At 58.3% G+C, this 21,815-nt stretch carries 15 protein-coding genes; 6 read left to right on the plus strand and 9 right to left on the minus strand.

Annotation, left to right across the window (positions count from 1 at the left end; genetic code table 11):
• Nucleotides 1-33 precede the first annotated feature (33 nt).
• The gene (locus tag FYK55_RS01435) at nt 34-3,399 is read right to left on the minus strand and encodes a carboxypeptidase regulatory-like domain-containing protein (protein ID WP_261344941.1); all 3,366 of its coding nucleotides are present in this window, start codon (nt 3,397-3,399) and stop codon (nt 34-36) included.
• Here FYK55_RS01435 and FYK55_RS29555 point away from each other — a divergent pair.
• On the plus strand, nt 3,297-3,530 hold the full coding sequence (locus FYK55_RS29555) for a hypothetical protein (RefSeq protein WP_235908333.1): 234 nt from the start codon (nt 3,297-3,299) through the stop codon (nt 3,528-3,530). The two genes, FYK55_RS01435 and FYK55_RS29555, sit on opposite strands and share 103 nt — an antisense overlap.
• A 246-nt stretch (nt 3,531-3,776) precedes the next feature.
• Here FYK55_RS29555 and FYK55_RS01440 read toward each other — a convergent pair whose 3' ends face one another.
• Nucleotides 3,777-4,157: a BlaI/MecI/CopY family transcriptional regulator gene (locus tag FYK55_RS01440; protein WP_161604243.1), complete on the minus strand. Its 381-nt coding sequence runs from the start codon at nt 4,155-4,157 to the stop codon at nt 3,777-3,779.
• Between the two features lie 233 nt (nt 4,158-4,390).
• Between FYK55_RS01440 and FYK55_RS30065 the strand changes: the two genes are divergently transcribed.
• Nucleotides 4,391-4,693, plus strand: coding sequence for a hypothetical protein (locus FYK55_RS30065; protein ID WP_150074217.1), 303 nt, complete (start codon nt 4,391-4,393; stop codon nt 4,691-4,693).
• Between the two features lie 573 nt (nt 4,694-5,266).
• Here the strand turns inward: FYK55_RS30065 and FYK55_RS01450 are convergent.
• The 4 genes from FYK55_RS01450 to FYK55_RS01465 form a co-directional block, all read right to left on the minus strand.
• A complete protein-coding gene (locus tag FYK55_RS01450) occupies nt 5,267-6,160 on the minus strand; it encodes a hypothetical protein (RefSeq protein ID WP_235908335.1) in 894 nt (297 codons plus the stop codon).
• 171 nt (nt 6,161-6,331) lie between these two features.
• Complete coding sequence (locus FYK55_RS01455) at nt 6,332-7,690, minus strand: sulfatase-like hydrolase/transferase (RefSeq protein ID WP_150074219.1); 1,359 nt, start codon at nt 7,688-7,690, stop codon at nt 6,332-6,334.
• A gap of 203 nt (nt 7,691-7,893) precedes the next feature.
• Nucleotides 7,894-8,643, minus strand: coding sequence for a YciI family protein (locus tag FYK55_RS01460; protein WP_235908336.1), 750 nt, complete (start codon nt 8,641-8,643; stop codon nt 7,894-7,896).
• 18 nt (nt 8,644-8,661) lie between these two features.
• Complete coding sequence (locus tag FYK55_RS01465; RefSeq protein ID WP_150074221.1) at nt 8,662-9,126, minus strand: VOC family protein; 465 nt, start codon at nt 9,124-9,126, stop codon at nt 8,662-8,664.
• Nucleotides 9,127-9,722: 596 nt separating this feature from the next.
• Here FYK55_RS01465 and FYK55_RS01470 point away from each other — a divergent pair.
• Entirely contained in the window at nt 9,723-11,444 is a 1,722-nt protein-coding gene (locus FYK55_RS01470; RefSeq protein WP_150074222.1) for a DUF885 family protein, read from the plus strand.
• 264 nt (nt 11,445-11,708) lie between these two features.
• Here FYK55_RS01470 and FYK55_RS01475 read toward each other — a convergent pair whose 3' ends face one another.
• A complete protein-coding gene (locus FYK55_RS01475) occupies nt 11,709-13,475 on the minus strand; it encodes an alanine/glycine:cation symporter family protein (RefSeq protein WP_150074223.1) in 1,767 nt (588 codons plus the stop codon).
• Nucleotides 13,472-16,354 carry a serine hydrolase gene (locus FYK55_RS01480; protein ID WP_150074224.1) on the minus strand — a complete coding sequence of 961 codons (2,883 nt, stop codon included), beginning with the start codon at nt 16,352-16,354 and terminating at the stop codon, nt 13,472-13,474. The genes FYK55_RS01475 and FYK55_RS01480 overlap by 4 nt, the downstream gene beginning before the upstream one ends.
• 423 nt (nt 16,355-16,777) lie before the next feature.
• Between FYK55_RS01480 and FYK55_RS01485 the strand changes: the two genes are divergently transcribed.
• Both FYK55_RS01485 and FYK55_RS01490 read left to right on the plus strand, forming a co-directional pair.
• Nucleotides 16,778-18,085, plus strand: a complete 1,308-nt coding sequence (locus FYK55_RS01485) for a hypothetical protein (RefSeq protein ID WP_150074225.1) — start codon at nt 16,778-16,780, stop codon at nt 18,083-18,085.
• Nucleotides 18,086-18,337: 252 nt separating this feature from the next.
• Nucleotides 18,338-18,574, plus strand: coding sequence for a hypothetical protein (locus tag FYK55_RS01490; RefSeq protein ID WP_150074226.1), 237 nt, complete (start codon nt 18,338-18,340; stop codon nt 18,572-18,574).
• Between the two features lie 42 nt (nt 18,575-18,616).
• Here the strand turns inward: FYK55_RS01490 and FYK55_RS01495 are convergent, their stop codons facing one another.
• A complete protein-coding gene (locus tag FYK55_RS01495) occupies nt 18,617-20,344 on the minus strand; it encodes a DUF4261 domain-containing protein (protein ID WP_161604246.1) in 1,728 nt (575 codons plus the stop codon).
• A 366-nt stretch (nt 20,345-20,710) separates the two neighbouring features.
• Here FYK55_RS01495 and FYK55_RS01500 point away from each other — a divergent pair, with 366 nt between their 5' ends.
• Nucleotides 20,711-21,751, plus strand: a complete 1,041-nt coding sequence (locus FYK55_RS01500) for an acyltransferase (RefSeq protein WP_150074228.1) — start codon at nt 20,711-20,713, stop codon at nt 21,749-21,751.
• Nucleotides 21,752-21,815: the final 64 nt, after the last annotated feature.

The raw sequence follows: 21,815 nt of genomic DNA on the forward strand, positions 1-21,815 counted from the left end.
TCAGTTGGAAAGAAAAGCGGAAAGGCGAAAAAATCAATTGGTTTTTCTGACACGAATCGGTTTCAGCCTTGGAAGCGGTTGGTCGACATTCGCACCGACCAACCGTACGGTCAAATCCGTCGTGCCTGTCGGGACGGTCACCATATTTGTAGGTGCTCGCTGAGATCGGTCCGCTGGGCGCTTGCCGGAGACAATGATACGAAACTTTCCCGGTGGCATTCGTCGGAGAACAAATCGGCCTTGCAAATCCGTGGCCCACTGGCTGGCTTCGTGATGTCCCAGCCAAAGGTTGGGGTTTGCATCGGAATGCCTAAGGACATGCACCCGCGCATCGGCGACAGGGTTACCGTCGGCATCGACGACTCGACCGGCAATCTGCTCCGAACCACGATAGAACTGGAAGTCGCGAACGCTGACCTTCTCGCCTCCGGACGGCGTTGCACTGTAGCCAGTTCCCACCGAATTCGACTCCCCCGGAATTGATTGGACATGTACCGAATAACGCTTGTCATTTGAAACCGGCAGCGTGTAAATGCCCTTCGCGTCTGTGGTCACGATCTGATTGTTCGCGACGCGAAACGAAGTCACTGAACGTCCGCCGCTGGAAGTTACAGCCGGCCTAGACTCGCCGATTGCAACCTTGGCCCCGGCGACGGGTCTGCCGTTCAGCAGCACGCGACCTTCGAGCCTGGGAGCTCGAGAGAGGACCATCGATAGGACTCCGTTGCTTGATTCAGAGATCTTTGCCGATCCCTTGTAGGGAACGTCGTCGGCCCCGGTCGATGACACGTCCACCCACGCTCCATCGCTCACGATGCCCCGCGGCAACAAACTGGCTCGACCGAGTGCATTGGTTGTGGCCGGATCGGCCTTCTCGACCACTCTTGTGTCATTCCGGCCGGAGCTCATCTGACGAGTTTCTTCATCCCGAAGAATCACGTTTGCGTCCCGAGCGGGACTGCCGTCGGGCAGCGAGACGATGACCTGAATCGACTGAGACTTGGCGATCACAACCGGATCGAGTGTCACCGGGGATCCGTCGGATACGTCGACGGATCGCATTGAGCCGTCGATGCTTTCCGAAGCATCAAGCTGCCGGCGGGCCTCGCTTGCCGTCGGAAGGTCCCACCCATCCTGTTCGCTGCAGAAGACAATGGCATGCTTGCCCGGTGGGAGCGTTAAATCGAATAGACCACTTTCATCCGACTCATCCGAGAACACAAGTCCCTGCGCCGATGCCAACACACTGATTCCCTCAATGGATGCTCCGTTGCGGTCGACGACGGTTCCACTGATCGAGACTCCCTTTTCGACGATCACATCGAAGGGCTTTCCCGCTAGCAATGATTCGACATCCAGACGCTGGCTGCTGGGCAGGTACCCGCTGCCATCCTCGAACCTTACACCCAGCGTGATGTCGCTGCGGGTTGATTTGTCGGGATTGGATCCCGCGATGTCTCTCGTTGAAACAAGGTACTCGACGCGACCATTCCGATCACTGCGAGCGCGTTTCACCAAGCCGCCAAAGTGGACAATTGCGTCGGCGACGGCGTTGCCGTTCGAATCTCGGATGCGGCCGGAAATCTTCACACCGGGATCGGCAACCAAGCGAATCGGTCGGTCGAAGGCTGGGGGCGTCCTTAAAAAGAAGGCGCTGTTCGCATCAGCAGGCGTCAGCTCGTCCGATGTCGGCACATTGCCTACCGCTCCCGCGGAATCGGGGTCCAAAACCCAGAAGGAGGCAAACATCGACTGAGGTACATGGTGGAAGGTGAATTGGCCCTGCTGGTCACTTCGAGTTCGCAACGTTAGTTGACTGCATTGCAGGTCCAGGCTCTCCTCAGACCAAGGATCCGCTGCGGGAGCGATCAGATGGAAAAGGCTGACAGTTGCATTTGGAATAGGTTCACCGGCGGGTGTGACGTAGGTTCCCGAAAGCGATGTCGTCGCGGTCAGTTCAACCCTGGTATTTTCGTATCTTCGGCGTCTACCTTTTTCGCGTCCGAGTTTTGCGAATCCGACGCCGATTTCAGGATGTGCGGCCACCACATCGCCGCTCCAGGTGCCCTTCGCGGTGGATCGGTAGGTGGGTGCCGTGACGCCCTTGAATTCGAACCGACCCTGCGAGTCACTGATGGTTCTGGCAAGCACATCGCTGACTTGGCGAAGGTGGAGTTCTTCGTCAGATTCGACGGGATTGTTTATCAACCCCCAACTAATCCGCTGCGTGCTGGAATCACGAAGCACAACGATGGCGTCGGCAATGGGCCGACCATCCTGTGCGACAACGGTGCCCGATAGATCGATCACCGCTATCGCAGTCTCGTGCTCAGCTGGCTCGCGCGGTGCCGCCCTTTGGATTCTCATCCACAAGTCTTCGTCGCCAGGATCGGCAGGATCCAGTTTGATTGCCGTCTCGATTGGAGCGGCAGGATCTGTTCCGTTCGACGACTGCGCGGCGGAAGTCGGACCGCGGTTGTCACCTTGACCAACTCTTTGACGGGGCTCCTGAACAGACGCGGCCGCGTCGGCTGGGCTTTGATCCGTGTCTTGTGGCACTTGGGCTCGGGTGATTCTGAACGGCACCGCCGACAGCGCGGCAAACGCAATGACGAATCCAACGGCAATCCTGATCCAAAGCTTGTGAGATATCGAGCGGTTCGCTTTTCCATCCAAAACCAATCGAAGTCGCTGTTCCAAATCGTCACTCGCGGACATCGCTATCGCCGACGTCGTCGCGAGCGATCTGCGTTGAGCAAAGTCGGACGCTCGTGCGACGACAGAGACCAGACATGCCGCGTAACGTTCTGCTGGCAACCCCGACACGGACGCCAGGTCAACCAACTCCCGGTCGGTCGCCCATTCACGCGATTCCGTTAAGCGCCGATCGAGATACCAACTGGCGGGATGAAACCAGTACATCACCCGATTGAATGCGGACAAGTGGCGGATCACAGTGTCGTGACGCCGAATGTGAATCAACTCATGCATCAACGTCGCACGGCGCTCGTGATCTGACCACGTGGTAAAACCGGTGGGCAACACGACGAAGGGTCGAAGGAGCCCACATGCCATTGGGAAAGCGATCTCGTGACTGAGGAAAATGTTTGGCATCTGTTTGAGATCAACAATCTTGGCACAATCCGACGCCATCGCGATCGTGTCACCGTCGGCCGTTAGGCTCCGGGACACGATCCCGCGAAGCAGAAGCGTCCCGACCACCAACCGCTGGACGAACCACAAAACGCCCGCGAAATAAAAGATCATCAGCCATCCATCGATGCCTGCCGAGCGGAATGAAATCTCGTCCGAATCGTCATTGGGGCGAGGGATTCTTTCGACACTCGGTTGCGCCGTTTTCCGGTTGGCTGGAATTGGACCCGCTCGCAGTGGACCAATTTGATCAGAATGACGAACAGCAAATCGGTTCTCCATCAACCGGGCGGTGCCTGCAAACTCGCTGGCATCTGGATCGCGTTTCTCCGTTGATCCGACAGCGGAGGTGGTCATGCGAGACGCTTCGCCTGTGACAGGCTCAGCAAAGGTGACACGAAAAAACGGACCGATTTGAACTAGACTTAACGGGCAGCCGATCAAGCAGACCAGAATTGCCGCCAACCAGATCGAATGAGTTCGGCTCGGACTGCGACGCGCCATCGCCCGGGCCACCGCGGCGGAGACCAGCACGATCAATCCCACCTGAACGCTGAGCCCAATCACTCGTCCCAATGGATCGACGAGCAACCAGTCCACCGCCCCCCAGCATTGCTCCTGAGTCATCTCTTCTCACCCCGTGAATGCGCATTGAGAAGCTTCCGGAGACGCTTGATCTCGTCTCCGGTGAGCTCTGTTTTTGGATCGGCCAAGTGCGCCGCCAAAGCGTCCTCGACCGAACCGGCGAAGAATACGTCGAGAACGCGACGTAAGGCCGATGCCGCGGCACTCTTTCTTGGGACCGCGGGCCGATACACATAGCGTTTCCCGACGCGGCGGTGGTTGACCGCTCCCTTCGACTCGAGCGACCGTAGCTGGGTGCGTACCGTGGCGTTGGCGACGTCATCGTTCAGCGCACCAACAATCTCATTGGCAGTGCATTCACCGAGACGGTAGATGATCTCGAGAATTTCGCGTTCGCGGCGGGAAAGGTCAGTTTGCAACACACACCTCGCGGAAAACAAGGTCAGGACCAACGTGTTAGTAATCTAACAGTTGGAAGCGGGGGCAGGACTTAAAATTGTTATTTTTTTAACATTTCGGCGCCGCGGCATCGTTGGCTGGCCAAGCAGCAAATCGTTCTGCAAAGATCAATTCTGTGTCGCGGAGGCCCCGAGTGGAACTCGGTGTGAATCATTTCAGGTGATCGCCCGCGCCAAGTTGCTGTTAGCCACCAATGCGCGATGGACATTCGGTCGATGAGGTCGACGACCTGCTGAACCGGCAAAGCGGTTTGCTCGGAGTGTCGGGAATTAGCGACGACACCCGGGATGTCCTGCCGGCGATGCACGATGGGAATGCGGAGGCGAAATTGGCTATCGAGATTTATGGCGAACGGGTGCGTCAAGCAATTGGAGCATCCATCGCAACGCTGGGAGGCGTTGACGCCGTTTTTGATGTCGGACGAGCTGGTCAAAGAGTCGCCCGAATTTCGCAAGCGTTTGATTGGCGGGCTGGAATGCTTCGACATCCACCTTGATGAGCAATTGAACGGCAATGCCGAGGAATTGACTCAGCCGACGCGTTTGAATCGTATCGGCGTGACGATCGCGTTTCTTGCCGCGCAAAAAGAATTGCAGATGGCTCGCGCCGTTTTCGGTCGAGAACATTAAGGCCGGATTCTGAAGCGTCGCGCGGTGGGGCATCAGTCGGCAAATCGCCACTTGGCAATTGGATATACCGGTTCTGGATGAAGACGGCGGTATCACGGATGGCAAGAAGAATTGAAGCGGAAGCGTTTGTCGGGCTTGCGGGCAGGAACGCTGAATCGTCAGACAAAGCCACGGAGAATGTTTAAATTTCAGTTTCGGCTAAACACCCGCATGCCTTGATCGAACGCGTCCAGTTCGGCAGACGCCGTGGCAGTGCCGCCACGTGGAAAGTGCGTCACGTTCATCGTCCGGCGACGGTGACCACGTTCGCGGCAAAACGAGTCGACGGATGGTTTCCCAAACAAACGCCTGCCCAGCCTCGTGAATCGTGTGCCCCGAAGGCTCCGAGAGAACGCTAGAGCACGAGCCTTAGTGCACGTCAGGCTCGAGCAACGCCACGGTCATGGCGCCTGCTCTTTCGCTGCGCGCACGTAGTGGTCGATCACCTCTGCGGGTGCCCACTTGCGGAGCTTCCGGTCGGCGCCTTTCCAATTGTCGATGATCAGTTGTCCGATTTCGGGGATCGGTGCGTGCGAGATCTTTGCGTGGGGCAGTTCTTGTCGTAGCCGCTGTAAATCCTCGGGCGGCACAACCGTGTTGCCCAGGTCGATCTTTTGGATCTGATCGCCGAGTTTCGCCAGATGTTCCAAGCCGCCGTCATACGACAGGTAGGTTTCGACAACTTTGAAACGTTTCAGGTTCGGGATGTGAGAGACGTGCTCGAGTGTCTCGTTGGTGATCTTGTCGTCCCACATGGGCCCCACGATGACTTCTTCCAGATTCGGATGGCCACGCAGGGATCTGAGGTCGTCGTCCGTGACGGCCGTGTGAAAAATATCCAGCGTGTGGAGCGCCTTGATGCCGGCCACTGCGCTCAGTCCCTCGCCGTCGAAGGGCGAACCGGCCAAACGCATGTAGCGAATCGGATGATCTTTGAACGCGCTCCAGCCGGCTCCGGAGAGGACGTTGGTTCCCGACCGAGGAACGCCCGGTCCGCCCTTGTCTCTTCCGAAGTTGTGTTGGCAATTGATGTAGTGCAAGTATTTGAAGCCGGCCAGCTTCGCCAGCTCTTTGTTGTCAAAGGCCTGTTTGTTGAAGTAGGCCTGGGTGACGTGGCCGTCGGAGTCCAGGACCAATCCACAGTCGTACTTGCTTTGGCCCTCGAATCCGACCCACTCCACCCGATCACCCCGGAAGTGAAACTCCGGTTCGGCCTCGGCACGCTGAAGCAACCATCGGAAGGTGGCTTGGTCTTCGGCGTCGGTCATCACATCGGCGAGTTCGGTCGCCAACACGGAATCGAATCGTGCTGTCCAACCAAACAGACAGACGGCCAAGAGAATAGCTGAAGAGCTAAACGGGCGATCAGTTCGCATGATGTCTACCGCGAAAGGTGCAATAACTTCGATGGCGCGGAAGCCTGGCGTTGACCGCCGCAAGTGAGTGGTTGACGAGTGGCGGAAACCCTATTTGCGAATGCCGATCGATTGATCCAACTGCGGTGGCACAGCGCCGTCGGTCTCGACAGATTTCATCAGACGGTTCAGCTCGGCTACTTTGTCGGGGTACTTCGCTGCCAGGTTGATCTGTTCCCCCAAATCCAAATCCAGATCATAGAGTTCTTCGACCTTCTCCCGATTATCCTCGACGGCGTAGCCGCGGAATTGAGCATCCGGCTTGAGGTATTTCCATTTTCCTTGGCGGATGCCCGCGTCATGGAAGTAGAAGTTGTCGCGCCCGGTTTCGCGACGCCCCAGCAACAGGTCGGTTTGGTCGATCCCGTCGATCAGACGGTCGGTCGGGGGCTCGAAACCGCACAAGTCAGCGAAGGTGGGAAGGAAATCGATGGTTGCAAAGATTGCATCCGAGACGCGTCCGGCAGGCACCTTTCCCGGCCACCGGACGATGCACGGGACGCGATAACCTGCCTCGTAGCAGGAGCCTTTGCCGTTTCGCAGCGGTCCGGCTTCGCCCCAGAAAATCGAACCCTCTGGATGTCCCTTCTTTCGGTCCGTGTACTTTTCCTGATTCCACGGTCCGTTGTCACTCGTGTAGATCACCAGCGTGTTGTCGCGTAGATCCAACTCATCCAGCACGTCCAGCAGTCGTCCCGTTTCGTAATCGAACTCTTCCACCACGTCACCGTACAAGCCTCCCTCGGATGTTCCGCGAAAGCGATCGGAAGCACCAATGATGGTGTGCATCATCGTGTGGGCGAGGTACAGAAGAAACGGTTCTTGGGGATCACGTTTTTCTTTCAGGTAGTCGATCGCTTTGTCGGTATAGAGCTTGGTCAGACTGCCCATGTCGTCGGTCATCCCCGCTTTCTCATTGTTCTCATGGAAAGTCACTCGACCGCTATCATTGGCGCCCAGGGGACCGAAGTAGTAGTCAAATCCCTGCGCGTTGGGCATTCGGGGCACGATGGAGCGACGGTTGGAGACATCCCATTTTCCGATGCAAGCGGTTTGATATCCCGCGTCTCGCATCAACTCTCCGATCGTGACTTCCGATGCCGGCATACCCCAGCCTCCGCTGCGGATCGGGTAGCGACCCGTCAGCAGGGCCGAACGAGACGGACCGCAGACGGTTTGTGCGTAGAACGATGTGAAGCGGGTGCCCTGCTCTGCCAATTGATCCAGTCGCGGCGTTTTGTTCTTTGTGTTCCCATAACATCCGAGATCGGCGTAGCCCTGGTCATCGGTGAAGATGATCAACACGTTGGGGCGATTGGGCTGAGAATCGGCGGGTTGGGCAAACGCCGTGGCGGAGATGGATCCGAGGAGCCAGACGAAACAGCCGAGGGTGACGAGGATGCGATTCATGGAGGGAACCTTCGCGGTAGGAAGCGTGGCGGCGCGGCGGCGGTCGGGCGAACAAGTCGACAGAGAGTGAACGTCGTTGGGAGCATGGGAGCAAGACCGCTCGAGATCCCAGTCTACCGAGCGTGGGACGCTCGCGGGGCCCTCGGGTCGGGAACAACTTCGGTCGCGAAAGCTTGCAATCGCCTGGTCCGACGAGGCGGGGATCAGCGGCGCTCCGGTAGCGGAAATAGTGGTCTGATTTCTGCCGTGCCTCGTCGCGATCCGGGAATCGCGGCCGCAATCCGAATGGCTTCGTCCAGGTTCGCGACGCGAATCAAGAAGTATCCGCCAAGCTGTTCCTTGGTCTCTGGAAAGGGTCCGTCAAAGGTCGTCTGGTTTCCGCGACGGAGCCGAACGCAAATGGCGGTCGACGGCGGCTGCAGTGGCGCCGCGGACAGGAATTGCCCCTGGGCGTGCAACTGATGGCAAAGCTCCACCGACTCCGCCAGGGCGGATGCGTGTTCATCCGGTGGCCAGGCCCCTTCTTCGGCATACATCAATAGAAGGTAATTGGTCCGATCGTCATCACCTTCGCCGGCCGCGGCCCCGAGGGCCGTTTTCTCTTCCGGCAACGACAATGAATCGGGCAGCGGCAGTAGAGGGCGAATCTCGACGGTTCCCTTGGCGGCCGGGGGCAGACGGCTCGCGATGGCGATCGCCTGGTCCATGTCGTCGACGTCGATCAGGTAGTAGCCACCGAGTTGCTCCGTCGTTTCGGCGAAAGGGCCGTCGGTGACTTGTCGGACGCCTTCGCGGACGCGCACGCACGTTGCGGTGGCGACCGGATGCAAAGGAGACGACGCGATCCATTGGCCTCGCTCCGCCAGGTCATCACAGATCGCCATCGACTCCAACATGCATTCGGTCCGTTCATCATCCGTCCAGCCGCTTTCCGCAGCGTGGATCAGTAACATGTATTTCATCGGTCGTTCTCACTTGCCGTAGGCTTCCTGAAGTTTCGCGATGTCCAGTTTGGTCATTTGCACCATCGCGTCAAAGACACGGCCGGCGCGGTCGCGATCTGGATCGGCGATCATCTGGCCGATCGCTGCCGGGACGACCTGCCAGCGAACGCCAAACCGATCCTTGAGCCATCCGCAAGCGATTGGTTCGCCGCCATCGGTGAGTCTGGCCCACAAGGTGTCGATTTCATCTTGAGTCTCGCAACTGATCGCCAACGAAAAAGCGTCGGTGAATTCCCACGGTTGACCCGTATTGAGGGCAACGAACGTCAGCCCTGCCAATTCGAACTCCACGGTGATCACCGCGTCGGATTTGGGGCTCTTCACCGTTTGGACGATTCGCGAATTTGGCAGGACCGAAACGTAAAAGTTCGCGGCCTCTTCCGCCTGGGAATTGAAGCTGAGAAAAGGCGTGATCTTGTGACGGAAATGCATTGCGGAATCTCCTGGGCGATGACGAGAGTTAAGAGTCTAGAGGATCAGAAACGGGCACGCGGACGAACCTGAACAGCGCCACTTTCAATCAAAAATACCGTGATGTGCAGTGCGATCGGCGGCAAGGCGCGCGAGCCGCCGGTTGAGGCGAGAACATCCGCGGCTAGCGCCACGCGGCTCACGGCATTGGTCGAACGGCCAACCGGAGAATCGACCGACGAACGAAGTTTTTCCGATTCATTTCTGGCTCGGGCAAGGGGGCTTGAGGGGGCCGTTAGCTGGGGCGAAACACTTTTTCGCGGAATGCTCGTCAATCACGAAATCGATGTAGCTACCGTCGCCAGACGGTGGCAGTGCGGCAAAATCCACCCTCTGGCGAGCGTGGCTACAAGAGAGACAGTCCACGCTCTGGAGAGCGTGGCTGCGAGATTAAAAATCCACGCTCTGGCGAGCGTAGCTACGAGGGATAAATCCACGCTCTGGAGAGCGTGGCTGCGCGTTTTCGGAAAAGGTCTCGAGTGATGAAATACTGAATTCAATTACACTGTCGTCAGCTCGTTCGCGGGATCCTTCACACGCCAGGTTCATTGAGATTCATGATTGTTCGCCCAAGCATTCTGTTTGTTGCCTTTTCGGTGCTATCGCTGTGCTTTTCGTCGGATGCCCGCAGCCAGAAGATTGATACCTGGATCACTCAGTATGAAGCCGACGTCCGGACGCTGGATCGTCGCTTTCGACTACCACTGGACACGGAAGCTCGCACCTACCGGCAACAAATGGTCCAGGGCTGGTTGACCCAATTGGCCGACGTGGATTTTCAGTCACTCGATCGCATCGGTCAGATTGACTACCTGCTGTTGCGGTCCGAGTTGGAATACCAATTGGCCAACGATCGCCTGGAGTGGGATCGGGATGACGCAGCTGCTGAGTTGTTGCCCTACTGGAGAGACTTGTTGCAGTTTTGCCAGGATCGCGAGAACGTCAATCCGATCGACGCAGCACAGACTGCTGAGGTGCTGGATCGGGTTGCCGCGGCCGCGGAGCAAGCGTCTGCGGGCGTTGAGACACTTGATCCGTCCGATAGCAGTGACGCCGCGACCAAGAAACGGCTGGACGGCTTGCGGGCTGCTCAGCTGATTGGCGACCTTCAACGCTGTGCGAGCGAGGCGAATCGGTTTTACGCCGGCTATGACCCGGAATACACCTGGTGGGCCAAGCAACCGATGGACCGCCTGGAAAAAGCCTTGAACACGCATCGCGCCGCGATTCGCGAGAAACTGGTGGGTGTTCCCGAGTCGGATCAAGAAACGATCATCGGATTGCCAATCGGAGCCGAGGGCCTGGAGCTTGAACTGCGCCACGAATGGATCGCCCACACGCCCGAGGAATTGGTTGAACTGGCGAAGCGTGAAATGGCGTGGTGCGACAATCAAATGGAGATCGCATCGCGTGAATTGGGATTTGGCGACGATTGGCGGGCGGCGATGGACCACACAAAGTCGCAGCACGTTCCGCCGGGTGATCAACCCAAACTAATTCGAGATTTGGCTTGGGAAGCGATCCGATTCTTGCAGACGCACGATTTGGTGACGGTCCCGCCGTTGGCGGCCAACGGATGGCGGATGACGATGATGTCGCCCGACCGTCAACGTGTGAATCCTTATTTCCTGGGCGGTCCAACCATCATCGTTTCCTTCCCCACCGATGAGATGACTCATCAAGAAAAACTGATGAGCATGCGAAGCAACAACGAACATTTCGCTCGTGCGACGGTTCATCACGAATTGATTCCGGGCCATCACCTGCAGCACTACATGCTGCCTCGCCACAAACCTTACCGGTCGGTGTTTAGTACCCCATTTTGGATCGAAGGTTGGGCGCTCTACTGGGAGATGCTGTTGTGGGATCTGGATTTTGCCCAAAGCGCTGAAGACCGCGTCGGAATGTTGTTTTGGCGTAAACACCGCTGCGCGCGGATCATTTTTTCGCTCAGCTATCACCTGGGAACGATGACACCGGAGCAGTGCATCGACTACCTGGTCGAACGGGTTGGGCACGAACGTTCCGCGGCCACCGCGGAAGTGCGTCGATCGATCATGGGCGGCTACAGTCCGCTCTACCAGGCCGCGTACATGTTGGGGGGACTTCAGCTTCGCAGCCTGCACCGCGACCTGGTGGAGAGCGGCAAGATGACCAATCGCGATTTTCACGACAGCGTGCTGCGAGAGCACTCGATTCCCATCGAAGTGCTCCGCAACTACATGACGGACGTTCCGCTCCAGAGCGACATGCAGCCGAGTTGGCGTTTTGACGACTGAGATTCCGCCTGGCGATGACGCTTGGGCGCGAAGGCGAGAGCCACGGCCGTGACCGCGGCCAGGGCCGCCGGGGCTGGGGGGATTTGGGGCGTCCACTTTCAATAAAAAACACCAGACAGCACCACTTTACATGAGCCGCGTGGCGCTAGCCGCGGGTTTTCTCGCCTCAACCGGCGGCTAGCGCCTCGCCGCTCATTGCACCGCAAATTACTACTCGGGCGCATACTATGGTTGCGTTTTGAACCCGCCGTCGGGCGACGGCGGTTACGTGTCGTTGGACGATGCTCCGCGATGGACTTTGAAACGCCCCTCGCGAAGGCTTTTCTTGTACGTGTCCAACGATCCGATCGCGAGGTACCCGAGTGCCAGCACGATCGGGATGTTGGACCAGAGCATGGCGCCGGTACCGAGGTCCATCAACATCATCATGTGGTTTGCATCTTCGATCCAATTGGCGGCGTAAATCACACCGACCAGAAAAGCCAATTTGAAGGGAAAGACACTTCGGTCGCCGAACAGGTAGACCATCCCCTGCTCACCGTAATAGCTCCAGGAGATCATGGAGGACACGGCGAACAACCAAGCAGCCAAAGTGACCAACCAGCGGCCCAGACCCGGGAAGTCGCGATCGAACGCGAATCCGGTGAGTTCCGCGCCCGCGTATTCGCGATAAACCTCCGCCGACTCCAGCGTCACATCGGTAACGGCTCCGTTCCAGTTGTCTCCGTTCTCAGTGACCGGAATCCAGTTGATCGTTGTGGCCGCGTCGTCATCGGAACGAATCTCACCGAAAAACTTCACTCGCCCGCTGCCCGATTCCCGATGCGAGGCACCGCCGACTTTGCCGACAAAGTAGAACCGCGAACCGACGGTCCAATCACCCGACGGGTCGATGGGAAGCAAGGTTGCGTCATCCGAGGCATCGATCGTGAAGGCGGTGGGAGTCGCCTCGGCTGCTTCATCGCTCGGGACTGCTTTGATGGCAACCGGTCCGTTGAACGAACCGACCGCGGCACGGTTCCAGGTTTGGGTCGACAAGATCACCAAACCGGTGACGGTGCAGATGCAAAGCGTGTCGATGAACGGCCCCAATCCGCCCACGATTCCCTCCCGCGCGGGTTCATCGGTTTTGGCCGCGGCGTGGGCGATCGGAGCGGAGCCCAATCCGGCTTCGTTGGAGAAAAATGCCCGTTTCATTCCCTGGATGAAAGCCCAACCGGCGCTGCCACCGATGAAGGCGCCTTTGGCCTCGGTGGGCTGAAAGGCGGACTGAATGATCGAATTCAGGATACCGGGCAGTTCGCTCATGTGGACAGCCAGCACGGTGAAAGCCGACACAAGATAGAGCAGGCACATGAACGGAACGAGTTTTCCCGCGACGCTGCCAATCCGCTTGATGCCTCCGACGATCACCAGCCCCACAATCACCGCCATCACGATGCCGGTCATGACCTTTGGGACGGCGAAATAGCTCTCGGTGAGTTCGGCGACACTCCACGCCTGGAACATGTTGCCGCTCGTGAACGTCGCGATGACCAGGGTGATGCAGAAAAAGATGCCGATGCAACGCGCCACGACGCTCCAAACGCCGCCCCTGCTCCCGACGACCGCTTCGACCACCCACATGGCTCCGCCGTGCGGGTTCTCCGGATCGGTCGTGTTTCGATACATCATCGCCAGCGTGATCTCGACCGATTTGAGCGCCATGCCCAAGATTCCGACGATCCACATCCAGAACAATGCTCCCGGACCGCCCACGCCGACCGCCAACGCGACACCGCCAATGTTCCCCAGCCCCACCGTGGCCGAAAGTGCCGCGGAGAGCGCCTGAAAGTGGCTGATGACACCCGGATCGTCCGGGTCGTCGTAGACCCCGCGGACGACTTGAACGCCGTGCGTCATCACCGTGAACTGGATGAAACGAGTCCAGATTGAAAAAAGCACCCCGCAAGCCAACAGCACGTACGGTGTCCAAGGACCCCAGAGGATGCTGTTGATTGAATCCAGAATGCCAAAATCAAAGTTCATCATTGGTCGACAGTCGGTGGATCCTGAGGCTTTGGCCAGTTGGTGACTTGGTCGGCCATTTCGTGAAGCAAGCCGGCGATGGCGCGGCCCAGGTGCGAGGCGTTGGGGCTGACGCGTGAATTCAACAGCGCGACGAAATTCTTGCCATCGTTGCGACGGATCATGATCGTTGCGGTTCCGGATAGCGAACCGCTGTGCGAGTGATTGACTTTTCCGTCGGCGACCACTTCATTGCTCCAGCCCAGTGAATAAAAGCGGTCTTTCTGATCGCCGTTTTCGTCGTGTCCGGCCAAGCCTGGCGGGCAGGCATACATCGATTCGATGCTCTCACGGCTGAGGATCGGGCAGTTGTCAGGATCGTCAAACGCCGAAGCAAACTTGGCCAGGTCCGTGGCGGATGCGATCCAACCACCGTGTGAATCCATCGCTTCCAGGTACCAGCCGCCATAGGGCCACGGGACCGTTTGGTTCAGGTCGTCCGCGAAGACTGACTCCGCCGTGCCCGGATGATAATACCGAACCTCGTCGTCCGCCCGTCCCTCCAGATGCGTAGCTCCGATCCGCATGGTTGTCACACCGATCGGGGCCAACACATGCTCTTTCACATACTCGTCATAGGGCTGTTCGGATAGTGTTTCGATCACGCGACCGAGCAAACAGTAGCCGAAGTTGGAATATGCGTAGCGTTCACCGGGCTGAAAATCGAGAGGCTGCGTCAGCATGGCTTTGATGACGGTCGCAGGCCCGGCGGGCGGATCGACGCCGACTTGATTGGCAAATCGCACCGATTGGAACATGGCGTCAAATGACTCGTCGCGGTCCCAGCCGCCACGATGTTCCAGCAAATGCCGAATCGTGATCTCTCGACAGCGGGGATCGAATGCATCACCGGCGGACTGGATGTCGTCCTCGAAATCCAGCACGTCGAAGACTTTGTCGTCCGCATTCAGCTTGCCTTTTTCGATCAACTGCAAGATTGCCACGGCCGTGATCGGCTTGGAAATGCTTGCGATTCGAAACAGGCTGGCGGGCGTGACCTGCTGGCGTGCGCCGACGTCGGCGTACCCGTAGGCCCGGGCAAAAACCACCTTGGATTGATCGGTGACGGCGATCGAGGCGCCGGGGATACGGTGCTGACGCATGAAATCTCGCATCGCCTGGTCATAGTGGGCAAAGCGATCATCCTGCGGCCCCGCGGAGACATTGCAGGCGGCCGTTTCAACGTTGTACCCGGGACCGCGCAACACCCGTCCCGGGCGTTCTCCGGTGTACTCGCCGTCACGAAGGACCAAGCGTCCGTTGACGACGACATCTCGGACGCCTTCGGACACCGCGTGCGGATCTTTGAAATCCGCCCGGTCCGTCAAGTGTTCGTAGTCGAAGACGATCACGTCCGCGGCCTGCCCCACGGCGATCCGACCACGATCGTAGGCCATCACGTTGTTCGCCGCGGCCGCACTGGCCTGCGCGACGGCACGCTCCAAGGAGATCGCCCCCAGGTCGCGGACATATTTGGAAAGCAGGCGAGGAAACGATCCGTACGCGCGGGGATGGGATGCCGATCGGCTGCCGCCCGCGGGGCCCACGTCGGTGCAGAATGAGACAAATTCCTGCTGCATTGCCAAAATCTTGTTGGCATCGGACATCGTCTGTGGCAAGGCGAACGCACCGCTTTTGACGAGCTGAAAGAATGTGTCCCAGGGGTCTTCGCCAACCGCCTCGGCAATCTTCGCAACCGACTTTCCGTCGTGATCAGCGTATCGCGAATCGTTGCTTCGGCCGATGACAATCCGATCCCAATCGGAACTGGCGTGTCGAAACCAGTTTTCCCAGCCGTCCGAACTCTCCATTTCGGTCCGGATGGTTTGTCGCAAGTCTGGATCGTCCAGCTGGGCCAACAGTTGCTGGCGACCGTTTGAGAAATGGCGTGGATGAATGAGTGCGGCGATGCCGAGTCCGTTGTTGATGTAGGGGTAGATATCCGCGGTGACTTGATGCCCCTGCGCGCGGGCGGCCTTGATTCGCGCGATGGCGAGTTGCATTTTGCCCCAGTTTTGCATCCCGGCGGCTTTGAGGTGAAAGATGTGAACCGGCGTTTTTCCTTCGCGTCCAATTTCCAGTGCTTCGTCGATGGCCTCGAGCAACAAGTCGCCTTCGTTTCGCATGTGCGTGTAGTATCGCCCGCCGTGCGTTCCGGCCGCGGCCGCCAAGGCTGCGATCTCCCGGGTTTGTGCATACACCGCTGGCGGATAGATGAGCGCTGTGGAAACTCCGATCGCACCCGCCTCCATCGCTTCATGGACCAGCGATTGCATCTCCGTCAGTTCTTCGTCGCTGGGTCGCCGCTCGACATCCCCCAAGACGATCCGCCGGACCTGCGTGTGGCCGATGGTTTGGACCAGATTGACAGGCAAGCCTTTCGATTCGACCAGAGTGAAATACTCCGCCATCGTCGTGTATCCCTGACGCCGGCCTTCCTCGGGACCCAGGGGCGCCGCGGAGCCGCCCTCGCCGGCGTTGATGGTCGTGATGCCCTGAGTCAGCAGATTGATCGCCGTGTTCGGGTCTTCGATCATGGGCGAGGCGGTCTGCCCCATCATGTCGATGAATCCGGGCGACACGATCATCCCGCGAGCGTCAAGCAACTCTTTCGCGTCCGCTTCCGGGATCTGGCCGATCCTGACAATGACTCCGTCGTCAATTCCGACGTCGCCCACGTACCAGGGAGCCCCGGTCCCGTCGACGATCCGCCCCCCTTGGATCACGAGATCAAGTTGCTGCTCGGCCCTGGCGTTGGAGCTGAGCGGCAAGATGACGAGTATCGCAACGGCGACGTGGCGACGAAATGACTGGGGACTCATCGGGGCCGGCCTTGGAATCATGGAAGGGATCAATCAGGTGGGAAGCTTTGGTAGGATCACGCCCCGGTTCCGTCCGTCCACGGAAAATCGCAGGGCTGGCGGGTATTGTAGCGACCTTCGAACAGGCCGAGCGTCAACGTGACGCGGTTAGCCCTCGCTGGCCCTAAAGCCTCGTTGAAAAGGAGGGCCAAAGATGACTGCATGCGTTACAGTCGCGACGCGACGAAAGCCGCCTGCCGTCGGCGTGGTCCATCGGGCGGGATTGGAAGTTCAGAAGCCGAACGGTCCGGTCTGGTCTATGATGTGAAACAGGGATGGTTCCGCGACGCTTGGCGATCAGCTCGTCGACGCATTGGAATTGTCCGCGTCCCAGCGTCGTCGCGTTGACGCGTTGCTGACCGAAACCTGGCAGTCGTACCTGCCGCCATCGCACGGGGCACCGGAGTGAAACGGATCATCATTGCAAGTTGCACTTCGTTCTTGCTGGTCATGTCCGCATCGCGGGGGTTTGCTCAGCCGGACTCGGATCGGACTCCCTCGCCCGACGTCGGATTTGACTCGACTCGCGTGAAATTTGTCCAGTTCTATCCCGTCGAGGACGCGAAGAGCATTCAAATCGGAGATTGTGGTTGGGTCGGCGATCGTTTGGTGGTCTCGGGAACCCGGTTCGACGGTGAAGAGAGTCGCTTGTGGATGATGTCGCTTGACGAATCCGGTCAGCAGCAGTGGTTCATCTTGCTAGATCCGATGCGACACAATACGGACCACCTTCACACCGCGGGGATTTTTGCGTATCCACGCCCGTTCTCCAGGGACCCTTCTGAAACATGGTCTGCCCTGGTCGTCCGTCGCGGCGTCGATACCGGGATCCGCTATGTTTCAAAGGACGGCAAGGTGAAACGGGAGACGGAGATCGGCCGAATCGAACAAACGGATGGGACATTGTGGCTGTCCGACGAGAGGATTTACGCTTTCGGATCTGGAGAATTGAATCCCGATTCGATCGACAACGCTTGGATCGCTCGTTTGAACGAGCACGGAATGTTGCAATGGAAAACGCCGATTGTGTTTGACGAGTTGCCCAGCGAGGTGGTGGGGAAAGAACCGGCTCCAGGTGCGAAGCGATACGGTGGCGGCCTGATCGCGGGCGGAATCCCACTTGCCGACGGGACGCTCTTATTTTCCGGTGCGCATCGATACGGCACGAGCAAGTTTGGTACCGGACCGTCCGACCTATTTTTGGTGCGAATGGATGAAGCAGGAAACGAACAGGACCGGCATGTTCTCGAAGCTCGGCGGGTCTGCTCGTCACCGGGAATCGCCGAAGTCGATGGGAGTTTGTTTGTTCTTTCAACGCCCCAGGGATTTGGGAGATCGCTGAAGGAAGGTTACGACATCAAGTTGACTCGATTCGACAATCAATTGAATCGGGTGTGGGAAAAGGATGTTCAAAACAGCTCCTCTCATTCCTTCGGACGGTCGGTGCTGTTGAGCACGGGCGACCAGCACGCACCATTGTTTTTGGCATCGCCCCTGATTGAGAATCGCTCGACCTTCATTCGCGCCCGGTGGCTGGGGCTGGATGGTGAGCAAGTCGATCAGACCGACATCGAACTCAAGGAGAGCCCAAACACCGTTCTTGGGGCAAGCATTGTTCGGGACGGCGAGGTCTTTATCGTGGGGCAATCTGGAAGGGCCGGGTTTCTGGTGATTCGCATGCCTCTGGTTCCTCCGAAGAAGCCGAATTCGTAGGCGCGGTGCGTGCTACTTGGATTCCGTAGCGACCGGCGGCAATCCTTCTGGTCCCGCGCACCGCTGCGCGTGGCGACATGAACGTCTCAGTCGACGGATTTCAAAACAATCCAAGAGGCCGCGATGAAGGTTTCGTGATTCCTGACTGATGGGAGCGGATGGGCGTGGTGGAAGCGGTTGGGGGAGCGTACCGTCTTGCCACCAGGCGATTCTTTTCAATCGCTGATCGTTTTGTCCGTCGAGGAAAACCCAATGACTCTCATGCCACTGTTGCTCGTTGCCAGGCTTCGTTTGGGTCGTGCAATTCGGAATCTCTACGATGGCGTCATGGCGGGTGAAAGTTGGGCGATCGTCCTCGCAATGGTTCTAGGCCTGGTGGTCCTTGCCGCCGGCGCCTACATCGCTTTCCAGGCTTACCAGGAAGCCAGCGATGATTCGGAGGATGTGGGATTGAGCGCCGAAGAAAAGAACCTGATGAATCGGTTTTAGTCTTTGTGCGTCGGGCAACGGAACTTGGCTGACCGAAACAAGTCATGGTGACTGAGGATCGGGCGTTTCGCCGACGACCGGCGTGTCATCGGGCCAGCGGAGTTGGTCGGCCTTTTTCCATTCGTCCCACTGAGAACTCCAGCCTTCGTAGCTGAACTTGAATCGATCCCCATCGATTTCAATGATCTCGCCATCCCACCAGCGGCTGCCCCATTTGACCCGCACCTTGTCGCCAACCTCAGGCATCGTTGCATCCTCGCTGCCAGCCGTCGCGTCCTTGGCGGCTTGGTCTTTGTACCAGCGTTTCGCATACTCCTGGTCCTCGTTGGAGAGTTCCAGGTAGGGGACCTCAACGAACTCGCCTCTGGCTTCGAGCAGCCGAACGAGGGTGATATCGTCGACCCGCTTGACGGCAATGATTTCGGCGCGATGGAGAACCGCTCCGTTTCGGTTTCGCCAGAATCGGGTGGGATCGCCGTTGGTGTTGGATTGTTGCGGGTCATCAATGCGTTCTTGGAGGCTCTCCTCGGACGACGCATCGGCAGCGGTTTCTTGCTCAGGTTGGGGCGACCTGATTTCCGGCTCCGGGGTCGCCGTCTTCGGATCCGCTGATGGATCCGCGGAGTCTTCGCTGGCGTCATCCGCGGCCGGCGGCTGCTCCGGAGCAACTTCGGTTGACGAAGGTTCGTCCGGTTGATTGGTGTTCGACGCCATGGTGTTGGAGTTCACCGTCGGCTGGCGATCTGCTGGCGAGGGAGCAGGTGTTTGCGGCGCGTCGGCATCGGGCTGCACGGGAGGCGGAGCAGCGGCCGGTTCGGCTAACCGGCGTTGGAACGGCGCGGACGCTGCTGCTTGCAGATCATCCTGCCCGCCGGCGACCAGGACGCCGATTCCTTTGACGATCCCGAAAACAAGCAGCCCCGCGGCCAGCAGCATCCCCACCAACGCGAGAATCGCTTTCAGCGGAGAGCCGTCGTCGGGCGGGGAAACCGCTCCGGGCTCTTCGCCGCCGTACTTCAACTGAATGACCTTGCCCTCGCGGCCGAAGGCGGAATTCGCATGCAGCACTCGGATACGTTCGTGTTCGGTTTCGCCCAACGTGTCGCCGTGTCGCAAGACGGGGCCGTTCTCGAGCAGATATTGGCAGACACTGTCGATCCGCAGAAACAGTTCCTCCGGCGGTTCCGGTGCGCCGACGGCCTCCACTTCCATCAGGTCGAACGCGTCCATCCCGGTCGTGAAAGCGCTCGTGGCCGCGTCCTGGTCTTGTCCGGGAACGATCTCGATGCCGATCCACAGAGAACTGGGAATTGCACCGGGATCGAGCGAATCGACGATCCCGCGAAAGTTCTCCGACGAGATCTTTAGCCCGTGTCGATTCCAAAGCACGCCGACCGCCGTGGGATGCGACCGAAGAATGGCATCGACGATCCGCGTCAGCAATAATGCTTCCTGGACGGGCGAGAGCTCCGATTCGGCCGTCGGAATGATCCAATGACTCTGATTCGAGGGGATTTCCTCGGCTGCATCGGGCCACAGCAGCGTGCCGGGTTCGTCATCGTCGGCGGGAAAGGCCGGCATCCTGGAAACAAAAAACGAGCCCGGTTTTGGATCACCCTCTTTGCCGATCAGATCGATCTGGCAGATGTTCTCCTTGTCGGTGATTTGATCGACCTGGATCCCGCCGGGAAGCTTCCCGGAGACACACTCTTGCCACTTGTCGCGGTCAAATTCCGGCTCGTCCGAAAACAGGACCATGCAAACCATCATGGTGGGTTTTCCTTTTGCTGATAGAAACCAGTGGCTTTGCGACGTGTGTCGCGACTTTCTCGGCCGGGTAGGATCCGGGGGCGGGTCGCAACCTCCAACGATTCGGGCCCATTCTAACCGACATCGAATCTGCTGCACGAAATCGGGTGAACGCAGTCCACGCAGTCCAGCGAGTTTGGCGCGACTTTCGGAGAGAATGGACCCCAATTCAGGTCGCCGTGACATGGACGGAAACGCCCAAACCGCATCCCGACCGGTTCGCGTGGAAGCCGATTTAGATGGTGGTCGTGCGGTCAGGATTCCTGAAAAGCCGGAGTCAGCTATGATCACCACCCGCATGCTCTTGACGGTGAACTCCTTGGCAATATGTCCAGCAACAATTCAAGACAGCTGGGGCTCGACGCGTTCAGGTTGCTTGCTGCGCTGAGCGTGATTTTTTTGCACGTCGGCTATTACGAAGGCTTGCCAAGGATCTTCGGAGCAGAAATGCGACTCTCTGGTAGATGGGCGGTCCCTTTCTTCTTCATGCTTTCAGGATTCTTTTCGGCCCCCTCTCTCATTTCGGATCCGAACAGGATCGCTCATCAGTCAGCGAAAGCCTTCTGGGTGTTGATTGTGTCGAGCCTCGCGATGACTCCCTTGCTGGTCTGGCAACTCGGATTGGGGGACGCGGCAAAAAAGATCATTTCCACCGAGGTACTTTCCCAGGGAACCCATTTCCATCTTTGGTTTCTCAGTTCGCTGTCGTTCGGCCTGTTCGTTTTCTTTGCGATGCGGATTTACGGCACAAATCGGTCTGCCATGGCGTTGGTCGCTCTGAGCTTGGGAATCATGATTTTCGACGCATATTATCCCAACGGTCGGCCATTCCAGACCTTCAGCCGGTACTTGATGTGCTTTCCGTTTCTGTACCTTGGAATGCTGATACGGTGGAAAAACCTCCGCCTGACTTTGTCAGCCGCATTGGGTTTGACCTTTTTGGGAGTTCTGCTGCAGAACGTCGAGGCTTACGTACTTCGAGAGTTGTTTGATAAATCACCATTCCAATTTGATTTCCTGATCGGCACGATCCCCTTCGCCACGGGCGCATTTTTTCTCGCGATGCAATTGCCGGAAAGTCCGCGACTTGCGGTCGCTGCTCGCCTAGGCCAGAAGTACTCACTAGGGATCTACGTCTTTCACCCCTATTTCATTTATATCTTGACGCAGGGCGTGCCGTGGAACGGGCGAGTTTATAGCTTGTCGATTGTTCCATTGACGTTCGTCATGACACTGCTGTCTCTCGGAATCGTTTTTCGGTATTTTCCAGCGAGCGAGAGAATCTTGGCTGCGAGCCGCGGGGACCTGCAAAGGCTTGATGACCTGCAACCATTTCCTCCCGCATTCCCGGATGCAGAAGACGATTGAACGGATCTTTTGAGACTTGCTTGCCCACGATCCGGATTCAGTTGGTCCGGCAACAGATGCGCGT

The sequence above is a fragment of the Roseiconus nitratireducens genome (assembly GCF_008629675.1).
Lineage (GTDB): Bacteria > Planctomycetota > Planctomycetia > Pirellulales > Pirellulaceae > Stieleria > Stieleria nitratireducens.